Genomic DNA, 10,612 nt, shown 5'->3' on the forward strand with positions numbered 1-10,612 from the left:
AGTACGTGAGCACCGGAAGCGGAGGACGGCGCCATTTGCAGCCCGGCCTCACCTCAAATCCTTAGAGCACGCCGGCTTCGTTACGCAGCTTGTCGACCAGCTCGGCCACCGAGCCGACCTTGACGCCCGCCTTGCGGCCGCCCGGCTCCTCGGTCTTCAAGACCTTGAGGCGCGGGGTGACGTCGGCGCCGAAGTCGGCCGGGGTCTTTTCGTCGAGCGGCTTCTTCTTGGCCTTCATGATGTTCGGCAGCGAAGCATAGCGCGGCTGGTTGAGGCGCAGGTCGGTGGTGACGATCGCCGGCAGCTTGACCGAAATCGTCTGCAGACCGCCGTCGACTTCGCGCGTGATCTTGGCGCCGTCGCCTTCGATCTCGATCTTGGAGGCGAAGGTGCCCTGGGCCCAGCCGAGCAGCGCAGCCAGCATCTGGCCGGTCTGGTTGGCGTCGTCGTCGATGGCCTGCTTGCCGAGGATGACTAGGCCGGGCTGTTCAGCCTCGACCACGCCCTTCAGCACCTTGGCGACGCCGAGCGGCTCGACCGTCTCGTCGGTCTTGACCAGGATGGCGCGGTCGGCACCCATGGCGAGCGCCGTGCGCAGCGTTTCCTGCGCCTGGGCGGGGCCAATCGACACGACCACGATCTCATCGGCCTTGCCGGCTTCCTTGAGGCGGATCGCCTCTTCCACCGCGATCTCGTCGAACGGGTTCATCGACATCTTCACGTTGGCCAGCTCGACGCCCGAACCATCCGACTTCACGCGGATCTTCACGTTGTAGTCGACAACCCGCTTGACCGGGACGAGAACTTTCATGTGCTTCTCACCTCTCTGATGAAACTTTGGAGCGCTCTCTAGCAGAGAAGGGCCCCGTCCATTTGCCGAATGACGACATATTGGACGACAAAACGGAAATCCAGATGCGTTGCCGGTTGCGACAGGCTTTCGCACGCCCGCGGACCGTAGTTAGCGCGGAAATCCACGTCAATATCCGGCTTGCTCCCAAATCGGTTGAAAGGGCCTACCTGCGCGGACCCCAGGGCGAGGGGCCGTCATCGGCCGCAGGTGCGGGCTCCGCCGGGGCGGATTCGGCCGGTTGCGCAGCCGGCTCCTCCTGTTCGAACAGCGGCACGTCGCGGCTGCGCAGGACCAGGACCAGCAGAGCGCCTGCAACGATGCCGCCGGCATGGCAGGCCCAGGAAATCTGGTCGGTTTCGCCGAACAACAGCATGAACAGCTGGAACAGGATCCAGAGGCCGAGCGCCATGTAAGCCGGGATGTGCAAAGGGATGCGGCCGAAAGCCAGGATCCACACTTTCACGCGCGGGTAGAGGATGAGATAGGCGGTGACGATGCCGGCGATGGCACCCGAAGCGCCGATCAGCGGCTGCTGCGAATCCGGCATGAGAAGGCCATGCGCCAGCGCGCCGGCGATCGCGCAGAGCAGGTAGAAGAGCAGGTAGCGCCAGTAGCCGAGCGCGTCCTCGACATTGTCGCCGAACACCCACAGGAACAGCATGTTGCCGCCCAGATGCCAGATGTCGTTGTGCAGGAAGGCGTAGGTCACATAGGTGAGCAGGCTTGGAATGAGCACCAGCTCGGCCGGCAGGGTGGCCCTGTCGAAAGCCACCGAGGGGACGTAGCCGAGGCCCAGTGCCCGCGCCTGCATCGTGTATTCGTCCGACGACGAGGTCAGGAAGAAGATGATGACGTTGGCGGCGATCAGCCCGATCGTCACATATTGATGCTTGATGTGCCGCAGGTGGTTGGAGTCATAGAGCGGAATGAACATCGGTTCGTGTTCCGCCCTCCCAGCGGGTGCTACCTATTCTTGCCGGGGACCCATAGCACATCGGCCTTTCCATTGTCATTGACGACACGGGCGGCGACGAAGAGGAAATCCGAGACGCGGTTGATGTACTTGATCCCGTCGCGGTTGACGTGCTCGGCCGGGTCCTGCGCCAGCGCCACCATCATGCGCTCGGCGCGCCGTGCCACGGTGCGGGCGAGGTGCAGCGCCGCCGCCGCCGGCGAGCCGCCGGGCAGCACGAAGGAGCGCAGCGGCTGGAGATTTGCGTTCAGCTCGTCGATCTCGGCCTCGATGCGCACGGTCTGCTCGGGAATGATGCGCAACGGCTCATAGCCGAGCGGCTTGCCGGTGTCCGGCGTGGCGAGGTCGGCGCCCAGGTCGAACAGGTCGTTCTGGATGCGCGCCAGCATGGCGTCGATCTCGGGATAGGCGCTTTCGGTATGCAGCCGCGCCAGGCCGATGCAGGCATTGGCTTCGTCGACCGTGCCGAAGGCCTCGATGCGCATGTCCGACTTCAGGCGCCGGTCGCCGGTGCCGAGACCGGTGGTGCCGTCGTCGCCGGTGCGGGTATAGATCTTGTTGAGCTTGACCATGCGCCTCCTCCCTTGCGTGTCGCAGATTGGATCAGCGGCCGTGGAAATAAAGGGCAAGCAGGATCAGCACCAGCGCAATGAACTGCAGCAATACGCGCATCTGCATCAGCTTGTTGGAGGTGTTGCCGGAACCGCCGCGCATCATGTTCACGAGGCCGCGCAGCAGTACGACAACCACGGCGAACATGACGATGATGGCGAAGATGTTGAAGACGGTCGACATGAGGTATCCAGCTTCGTTGCGATCTGATCGTGAAATGCTCTAACCCGAACCGCGCTTTGGCGATAGGAGGGCGTGGCGCAAAACCGCAGGGAAGGCGCCGCTGGCGCGATTGCGCAACCACTGGTTACGCATGGGCATTGTCTTCACGGGTTGCCATTTGCGGCGAACCCTTCCCATATTCCGGCCGGAGTCGGACCAAGGAAAACAAGCGGATGCCAGCCTGGTGAGGAATATCGTCGCGATAAAGCGGGTGCTATTTGATATGCTCGGCCACTTCAACAATGACGATGGCTGGGCGATGGCCAGTCATCTGGCGTTGTCGGCCCTCTTGGCGCTGTTTCCCTTCCTCATCTTTGCCACCACGCTGGCGGGCTTTCTCGGTGCCAAGGCGTTTGCCGACACCGCCGTCCATCTGGTGTTCGACACATGGCCCGAGCAGATCGCCGAACCGATCGCGAGGCAGGTGGTGGAAGTGCTTACCGTGCAGCGCGGCGACCTTTTGACCTATGGCGGTCTCCTGGCCGGCTACTTCGCCTCCAATGGCATCGAGGCGGTGCGCGCTTCGCTCAACCGCGCCTATCGCGTCACCGAAACGCGCGGCATCATCTATCGCCGCCTGCAGAGCCTGCTGTTCGTGCTGATCGCGACGATCGGCTTCATGGTGATCAGCGTGTTCCTGGTCTTTGCGCCGCTGCTTGCGCGGTTACTCGAAGCGAAGGTCGCCTGGATCGGCCCCTATATGGGCACCATCACGCTGTGGCGCTTCATCATCGCCTCGGCGGTGATCGTGCTCGGCCTGATTGCGGTGCATATCTGGCTGCCGGACGGCAAGCGAAAATTCGTCACCATCCTGCCGGGCATCGTCTTCACCTTGATCGGCTGGCTGGTCGGCTCGACGGCTTTCGCCACCTATATCGACCATTTCTCGTCCTATGTGACGACCTATGCCGGTCTCGCCTCGATCATGATCGCGCTGGTGTTCCTGTACATCATCTCGGCGATTTTCATCCTCGGCGGCGAGCTCAACGCCGCAATCTCCCGCTATCGCGACGCGCGGGCCCGTGTCGGGACCTGAGCCGTGGCAAGGCCGACGCCGAAAGTAGCCACCAGCAGGCCGGCGACCTGGACGGGCGACAGATGTTCGCCGAACAGCGCCCAGGCCATGATCGCGGTGACGCCCGGCACCAGGTAGAACAGCGAAGACACCTTCGACATCTCGCCGTCGCGGATCATCACCATCAACAGGAAGATGGCGCCGATCGAAAGAATCAGCACCAGCCAGGCCATGGCGAAGATTAGCTCGCCGTTGATCGTCACGGTCCGCGTCTCGAATGCGAAGGAGGCGACCAGCATCAGCGCTCCGCCACCGAGATACTGGCAGAGCGTGCCGGTGACGAGGTCGCCGCCGGAGCCGAAGCGTTTTTGCCAGATCGTGCCGGCGGTCATGCCACCCATGGCGACGACCGCCGCCGCCAGCGTTTGCCAGGTGACGCCGCCGCCGACATTGCCCAACTGCGGCGACAGCACGATGACCACGCCAGCGAACCCTGCTGCAAGGCCCGCCCAATGGCGGGGCTGCACCTCTTCGCCCAGCACCCGCCCGGCAACGAGCGCGGTGACCAGCGGCTGCAAGCCCGCGATCAGCGCCGCGATGCCGGCCGGCAGACCCTGATGGATCGCCCAGAAGACGCCGCCGAGATAGACGCCGTGCATGAGCGCGCCGGCAATCGTCGCATGCAGCGCCGCGCGGCCGCCGGCCCACCGTGCGCCGATCAGAACGGCGAGAAGACTGAGGACCAGGAAGGCGAGAACGAAGCGCGCGGCCAGGAAGGTAAACGGCTCGGCCCACGGCATGGCGTAGCGCGCGCCGATGAAGCCGGTGGACCACAGCAGCACGAAGGCGGCGGGAATGAACCTCTTGAGGCCTGACATGCTGCTTGATCCTAATTGGCAACAGGACCGGAAACTCGGTCCGCATATCCGGTCCCTCTAATGCCGATCATTTTGGCAAGCAAAGCGAAACGATTGATCCATATATTCACGATCGTTGAATTGAGGGTGACGGGACGCACGTTGTCGAAGCTTCGGAAGGAGCAGGCATGCTGTGGAAGCTCGATCCGGCCTGGTTGATGATGGCAGTGGCGGTGGTCGCGGTCATCGCCTTTTTCTTCGGCTCCGCGCTGAACGCCATCATGCGCGACGACGGCTTCGGTCCGTTCGGCAACATGGTCATCTTCACTGCCGGCTTCTTCGTCGCGATCCTGGCCGTCAACTCCTATGGCATCGCTTTCGGCAGCCTGACGCTCGCAACCGCGACGGGACTCGGCGGCGCCTTCATCTTGATCGCGACGCTTGCCTTGGTGAAGGCTGGCCTCTCGCGGCTCTGACGCTTTTCTCAAAGGCCGATCATTTGCCTGATTTCCGCCGGCGAAACCCCTTGTTCGCGCAAGGCGGCAAGCCCACTGTCGCCAAGGCTTTTCGACAGCTTGCGCCCGTCCGGACCCAGGACCAGCCGATGGTGGAAATAGTTCGGCTCCGGCAGGCCCAGCAGGTTCTGCAAGAGCCGCTGGATGGAGGTGGCGAAGTAGAGATCGCGGCCGCGCACGACATGGGTGATGTCCTGCAGCGCATCGTCGGCCACCACCGACAGGTGATAGCTGGTCGGGATCTCGCGCCGGGCAATGACCACGTCACCCCAATCCTGCGGCCGTGCCTCGACCTCCTGTGTCTCGGCAAGCGTCTCGCCGGTGAACTCGCGCCATGACAGCGGGGCGGGCAGCCGGGCGAGCGCTGCTTCGGTGTCGAGCCGCCAGGCAAAGGGCTCGCCATCGGCGATGCGGCGGCGACGCTTTGCCTTCGACAGCTCCTTGTCGGCGCCCGGGTAGAGCGGCGCGCCGTCCGGGTCGCGGGGCCAGCGCAGGCCCTTGGTCTCGGCCTCGGCGATATGGGCGCGAATCTCGCCACGGCTCATGAAGGCCGGATAGACCAGCTCAGCGTCGATCAGCCTTCGCAGCAGCGTTTCATATTCGCCGAAATGCTCCGACTGCCGCCGCACCGGCTCCTCCCAGCGAATGCCCAACCAGCCGAGATCCCGCAGTATGGCGGCCTCGAATTCCGGCGTGCAACGGGTGACGTCTATGTCCTCGATGCGCAAAAGCAGGCGACCGCCGACCGCTTCGGCCAGGCGGTCGTTGAGCAGTGCCGAATAGGCATGGCCCAGATGCAGCTCGCCATTGGGGCTCGGCGCAAAGCGGAAGACCGGCTTGGCAGGAGCGTTCATCTGCAATGCCTATATCGGGTTGAACGGATCACGAACCGATTGCTACTTTGCCGGCTGAACCAGGACAAGACGCATGCGCCGCATCAAATCGCTCGACGACATTTCCGAGGGGCTCGACGAACTCTGCGTGATCGACCCGCGCCTGAGCGACGTGCGTGCGCTGGCAGGTGAGGTGCCGCTGCGCCTTTCCGAGCCGGGCTTCGTCAGCCTGGCCTCGATCATCGTCTCGCAGCAGGTGTCGCGCGCCAGCGCCGACGCCATCTTCGGCCGGCTGATCAAGCTGGTCGATCCTCTGACGCCGCAGGCGCTGCTCGACGCGGGCGAGACGGTGTTTCGCGAAGCAGGCCTGTCGCGGCCAAAGATCCGCACGCTGCTTGCCGTATCGCAGGCCGTGCAGGACGGGCTCGATCTCCATCACCTGTGCCAGCTCGATGCGACCCATGCCATCGGCCACATGACGGCGGTGCCGGGTATCGGTCCCTGGACAGCCGAGGTCTATCTTCTCTTCGCCGCCGGTCATCCCGACATTTTTCCCGCACGCGACGTCGCGTTGCAGACGGCGGTGGGCCAGGCGCTCGGCGTCGACCCGCGCCCGGGCGAAAAGGCGCTGATCCGGCTTGCCGAATCATGGGCGCCCTGGAGAGGGGTCGCGGCCCGCCTTTTCTGGTCATATTATCGTGAAACGCGGGGCCGGGACGCCGCTCCACCTTCCCAAATGCCTAAAAAAGCCTGAAATTGGCACTACCGGGGCGGTATTCATGGCAGTGAAACCGCTTCACATCCCTGTCATGTCGGGCTTACAGTATTCGCACCGATAGGTTCGGATGGACAAGGAGGTAAGTCAGTGACGGTCGCCGTAAATCCGGATGGCCTCCCAGCACTGGTGCTGAACGCGGATTACCGCCCGCTCAGCTACTACCCCTTGTCGCTCTGGTCTTGGCAGGATGCCATCAAGGCGGTGTTCCTGGACCGGGTCAACATCGTCGCCGAATACGACCACGCGGTCTCCTCGCCATCCTTCTCGATGCGCCTGCCCAGCGTCGTCAGCCTGAAGAGCTACGTCAAGCCGTCGCGCTACCCGGCCTTCACTCGCTTCAACGTTTTCCTGCGCGATCGCTTTCAATGCCAGTATTGCGGCACGCCGGAAGACCTGACCTTCGACCATGTGATCCCGCGTCACCGCGGCGGGGCCACTACCTGGGAAAATGTCGTTGCCGCCTGCTCGCCATGCAACCTGAAGAAGGGCGGCATGATGCCGGCGCAGGCGAAGATGTGGCCCAAGCAGACGCCGTACCAGCCGACCGTGCACGACCTGCACAATAATGGCCGGCTGTTCCCGCCGAACTACCTGCATGAAAGCTGGCTCGACTATCTCTACTGGGATGTCGAACTGGAGCCGTAAGGCTTTTGTCGCCTGCCTACGTGATCACACGAACGGCAAGCTTTCTCGTTCTCCAATCCAGCAATCCGGAGCGATGTCGACGCGAAGTCTTCGCGCCGACGTAACCTGTCTCAGGCTTTGCCGACCGCGCCGCGGAAGGCGATGATCGTCAGGATCAGGCTGGCGATGGCATTCCACCCGGCAAGCGACAGGCCGAGGATGCGAAGGGCCGCCTTCTCGCAGGAAGGGGGCATGACCGTGTTGAGCGAATCGAGCACGCCGCCGGTGCCGCCCGTGACTGGTGCGACTGCGGTGCAGTCGGTCGGGCCGGGCCACCAGCCCCATTCGACGCCGGAGTGATAGACGCCCATGCCGAGGCCGTAGAGCATCAGAAGGCCACCGATCAGAAGCAGGCCGCGCGTTATCGCTGCCGGCCAGTTCAGACCGGACGAAATGGCGGCCACCGCCATCAGCGGCATGCCGACATAGTAGGGCGTGCGCTGCTCGAGGCACAGCTTGCAGGGGATGTAGCCGCCGACATGCTCGAAGCCGAGCGCGCCGCCGACCACCGCCGCCATGGCGATGAGGAGCATGAGCGCGGTGATGGTCTGGACGCTGCTGGTCGGCTGGGTGAGGCTGGACATGGGTCTCTATCCGTTGTGGCCTGGGTTGATCCTGTGTCCGGTCAGAGAGCGTATTTGACCGCGAGGTACAGCACGATGAGGGCGCCGGCGCCGGCACCCGCGATCAGGCCGAGCCGCTCTTCGATGAAGCCGCGGATCGGCTCGCCATAGGTGCGCAGCAGCCAGGCCAGCAGGAAGAAGCGGGCGCCGCGCGCGACGATGGCCGAGACGATGAACAGGCCGAGATTGACGTGCATGACCCCGGCAAGGATCGTGACGACCTTGATCGGCGGCAAATGCGCCGCGCCGGACGTGACCAGCATCAACAGGATGAAGCCGATGCCGGACGAGGTTCTGAGCGCCTCGAACTCGTCGAACTTGCCATAGAATTCCAGCACCGGCTTGGCGATGGTTTCGTAGGCGTAATAACCAATGTACCAGCCGGCGATGCCGCCCAAAACCGAGGCGACCGTGGCGATCACGGCGTAGCGGTAGGAGCGCTCGGGACGTGACAGTGCCATCGGCACAAAGAGCACGTCGGCCGGAATCAGGAAGACCGAGCTTTCCACGAAAGCGATGAAGGCGAGCCACCATTCGGCGGACTTGCGTGCGGCCAGCGACAGGGTCCAGTCGTAGAGTCTGCGAAGCATCGGAGGTTCCGTTGGTGGGCTGACCCTGTCTAGAAAGATTTCCGTGGCTTCACAATGGCGGAAGCTTCACGAAATCGACAGGGGGGCAGTTGACGACGATGGGGCGGACCGTATAGTCCGCAGCCATCTGCGCCGTGCGGGTGTGGTGGAATTGGTAGACGCGCCGGACTCAAAATCCGGTTCCGAAAGGAGTGTCGGTTCGACCCCGACCACCCGCACCACTTTTCCCAAAAATTGATATGTGGCGACGGCGACGTCGCTGGCCGCCTGCGATCAACCGACGACCGGTTGTCGGGTGCGGCGCAATGCCTTCATCGCCGTGTCGTCAAGGTTGAGGTGCCCGCGTATGAGATCCGGCGGGGTCAGCGCCATCCACTGATTGAGCGAGATATCGGTGCAGAAGCGGCTGTTGAACACGTTGATGACGTGGACCGGGTCGGTACCGATATTCTCGATATAGTGGCCGAGCGTGCGCGGCACGAAGCCCACATCGCCCGCCCGATAGTCGAAGGTTCGCGCCTTGGAGGTGGCATCGAAGACAGTCATGCGCGCCTCGCCCTGGAGATAGTACTGCCACTCGTCGGCGTCCGGATGCCAATGCATCTCGCGCATACCGCCGGGCTCGATCTCAATGATCAGCGCCGACAATGTCGTCATCGGAAAGGTCCGCGCATCGACGGTCTTGACCGAACCGCCCGGGTAGCGCGCCGGCTCCACATCTGAGGCATGGAAGGTGTAGGGGATCGCAGGAGGGCTGTCGGGCAGTTGCTTGCGCACGACGTCGAGCGGCTGGGGCACCGGTTGCCGGAATATGTACTTCTCGGATTTGGGGATGTTGGCGAAGTGCTCGACGGCTATGCCGAAATTCTTGGCGAGCACGCTTGGCGGCGTATGCGCCAGATATTCGGTGATCAGCAGCGTCTCGTTCTCCGAGAAATTGCCGTCGTCGAAGACCAGAAGAAACTCGGTGCCTTCGTCCAGGCCCTGGATCGAATGAGGAATCCCGGCCGGCACCAGCCACATATCGCCCGGCTTAAGATCGTCTACCGTGATGCTGTCGGCGGTATCGACCACAGTAAGCCGCACATTGCCCTGCAGGATATAGGCCCACTCGGCTTCCTTGTGCCAATGGAGCTCGCGCACCACGCCGGGCCCGAGCCGCATGTTGACGCCTGCCATCGACTTGGCGATGGGAAACTCCCTCACCGTCACTTCCCTAGCCCATCCGCCATCTTCCAGGCGGTTATGCGCCATGGCGAAGGGAAACTTCATATTGGGCAGCGAGCCGTTGTCGGTCTCCGGCGGGATCAGTACGTCCGGATTCTGCAGATCCATTTGAACGTTGCGGGGGCCAACGTCGGTGGCGCCGCGATTGTCGTAAATGGGTTGGATGGGCGTTTTGTCGGTCATGACGGCCTCCGAGGCTAACGCGATGACCATATAGGTCACCCGCGCCGTTCGGCACGACACGCCAAACCCGGAGCGCCGCAGACAATCAATAATAGCGCGGTATGGGGCCGTTCTGTGGGGTCTGGTTCGGCAGGTCGATCATGATCTCGTCGATATAGCACCAGCCCCAGCCTTCAGGCGGGTCGTAGCCTTCGATGATCGGATGACCGGTTGCGTGAAAATGCGCCGTGGCATGCCTGCCGGGCGAGTCGTCGCAGCAGCCGACATGACCGCATTCCCTGCACAGGCGCAGATGCACCCACATCTGGCCGATGGCAAGGCACTCCTCACAGCCGAGCGTTTTAGGCTCGACCGTCCGGATCAGGCGCGAATGACTACAGGATTGCGGCATGACGGCTCCTCCAGCAGCTCGGCTGGAGGGATCATACGACAGTATGCATCGTTGTGCGATAGCGCGCGCCGGCGCCAGGGGATCGCGCGGCGGGCCTAGAACAGCTCGAGCTCGCCGTCGTTGGTGGCTTCGTGCGGGGTGTGTCCGGCGAGGCGGGTGGCGAGGTCGGCGAGCGTGATGGCGGCGAGGGCTTGGTGGGCGTCGAGCTGCCAGTCGGGCGGGGCGGTCTCGGCGATGGCGGCGAGGAAGCCGGCAA

General features: G+C 63.5%; 14 protein-coding genes and 1 tRNA gene. 5 read left to right on the forward strand and 10 right to left on the reverse strand.

The window, feature by feature from the left end; all coding sequences use genetic code 11:
- Nucleotides 1-61: 61 nt before the first annotated feature.
- The 4 genes from C7I85_RS17760 to C7I85_RS17775 all read right to left on the reverse strand — a co-directional run bounded on the left by C7I85_RS17760 (nt 62) and on the right by C7I85_RS17775 (nt 2,621).
- On the reverse strand, nt 62-811 hold the full coding sequence (locus C7I85_RS17760; protein WP_106725333.1) for an electron transfer flavoprotein subunit beta/FixA family protein: 750 nt from the start codon (nt 809-811) through the stop codon (nt 62-64).
- Nucleotides 812-1,016: 205 nt separating this feature from the next.
- Entirely contained in the window at nt 1,017-1,787 is a 771-nt protein-coding gene (locus C7I85_RS17765; protein WP_106725334.1) for a rhomboid family intramembrane serine protease, read from the reverse strand.
- 29 nt (nt 1,788-1,816) lie between these two features.
- On the reverse strand, nt 1,817-2,398 hold the full coding sequence (locus C7I85_RS17770) for a cob(I)yrinic acid a,c-diamide adenosyltransferase (protein WP_106725335.1): 582 nt from the start codon (nt 2,396-2,398) through the stop codon (nt 1,817-1,819).
- Nucleotides 2,399-2,429: 31 nt separating this feature from the next.
- Nucleotides 2,430-2,621, reverse strand: a complete 192-nt coding sequence (locus C7I85_RS17775) for a twin transmembrane helix small protein (protein WP_106725336.1) — start codon at nt 2,619-2,621, stop codon at nt 2,430-2,432.
- Between the two features lie 220 nt (nt 2,622-2,841).
- Between C7I85_RS17775 and C7I85_RS17780 the strand changes: the two genes are divergently transcribed.
- Nucleotides 2,842-3,696 (forward strand): YihY/virulence factor BrkB family protein, encoded by an 855-nt coding sequence (locus C7I85_RS17780; protein ID WP_106725368.1) that lies wholly within the window; start codon nt 2,842-2,844, stop codon nt 3,694-3,696.
- Here C7I85_RS17780 and C7I85_RS17785 read toward each other — a convergent pair.
- Nucleotides 3,663-4,553, reverse strand: a complete 891-nt coding sequence (locus C7I85_RS17785) for a DMT family transporter (protein WP_106725337.1) — start codon at nt 4,551-4,553, stop codon at nt 3,663-3,665. The genes C7I85_RS17780 and C7I85_RS17785 overlap by 34 nt on opposite strands.
- A 167-nt stretch (nt 4,554-4,720) precedes the next feature.
- Between C7I85_RS17785 and C7I85_RS17790 the strand changes: the two genes are divergently transcribed.
- Nucleotides 4,721-5,008 carry a hypothetical protein gene (locus tag C7I85_RS17790; protein ID WP_106725338.1) on the forward strand — a complete coding sequence of 96 codons (288 nt, stop codon included), beginning with the start codon at nt 4,721-4,723 and terminating at the stop codon, nt 5,006-5,008.
- 8 nt (nt 5,009-5,016) lie between these two features.
- On the opposite strand, the gene gluQRS is transcribed toward C7I85_RS17790, so the two are convergent.
- Entirely contained in the window at nt 5,017-5,901 is an 885-nt protein-coding gene (gene gluQRS / locus C7I85_RS17795; RefSeq protein ID WP_106725339.1) for a tRNA glutamyl-Q(34) synthetase GluQRS, read from the reverse strand.
- A gap of 73 nt (nt 5,902-5,974) precedes the next feature.
- On the opposite strand from gluQRS, the gene C7I85_RS17800 reads away from it, so the two are divergent.
- Together C7I85_RS17800 and C7I85_RS17805 are read left to right on the forward strand one after the other, a co-directional pair.
- Entirely contained in the window at nt 5,975-6,634 is a 660-nt protein-coding gene (locus C7I85_RS17800; RefSeq protein ID WP_106725340.1) for a DNA-3-methyladenine glycosylase family protein, read from the forward strand.
- Between the two features lie 111 nt (nt 6,635-6,745).
- Nucleotides 6,746-7,303: an HNH endonuclease gene (locus C7I85_RS17805; protein ID WP_106725341.1), complete on the forward strand. Its 558-nt coding sequence runs from the start codon at nt 6,746-6,748 to the stop codon at nt 7,301-7,303.
- 110 nt (nt 7,304-7,413) lie between these two features.
- Here the strand turns inward: C7I85_RS17805 and C7I85_RS17810 are convergent, their stop codons facing one another.
- Nucleotides 7,414-7,926, reverse strand: a complete 513-nt coding sequence (locus tag C7I85_RS17810) for a disulfide bond formation protein B (protein ID WP_106725342.1) — start codon at nt 7,924-7,926, stop codon at nt 7,414-7,416.
- Between the two features lie 41 nt (nt 7,927-7,967).
- Nucleotides 7,968-8,555, reverse strand: a complete 588-nt coding sequence (locus C7I85_RS17815) for a YqaA family protein (protein ID WP_106725343.1) — start codon at nt 8,553-8,555, stop codon at nt 7,968-7,970.
- Nucleotides 8,556-8,691: 136 nt separating this feature from the next.
- Here C7I85_RS17815 and C7I85_RS17820 point away from each other — a divergent pair.
- Nucleotides 8,692-8,776, forward strand: a tRNA-Leu gene (locus C7I85_RS17820).
- Nucleotides 8,777-8,828: 52 nt separating this feature from the next.
- Here the strand turns inward: C7I85_RS17820 and C7I85_RS17825 are convergent.
- Both C7I85_RS17825 and C7I85_RS17830 read right to left on the reverse strand, forming a co-directional pair.
- The gene (locus C7I85_RS17825) at nt 8,829-9,965 is read right to left on the reverse strand and encodes a cupin domain-containing protein (RefSeq protein ID WP_106725344.1); all 1,137 of its coding nucleotides are present in this window, start codon (nt 9,963-9,965) and stop codon (nt 8,829-8,831) included.
- 85 nt (nt 9,966-10,050) lie between these two features.
- Entirely contained in the window at nt 10,051-10,356 is a 306-nt protein-coding gene (locus C7I85_RS17830; RefSeq protein WP_106725345.1) for a UBP-type zinc finger domain-containing protein, read from the reverse strand.
- Between the last annotated feature and the right edge of the window lie 256 nt (nt 10,357-10,612).

Source organism: Pseudaminobacter soli (ex Li et al. 2025) (genome assembly GCF_003012705.1).
Classification (GTDB): Bacteria; Pseudomonadota; Alphaproteobacteria; order Rhizobiales; family Rhizobiaceae; genus Pseudaminobacter; species Pseudaminobacter soli.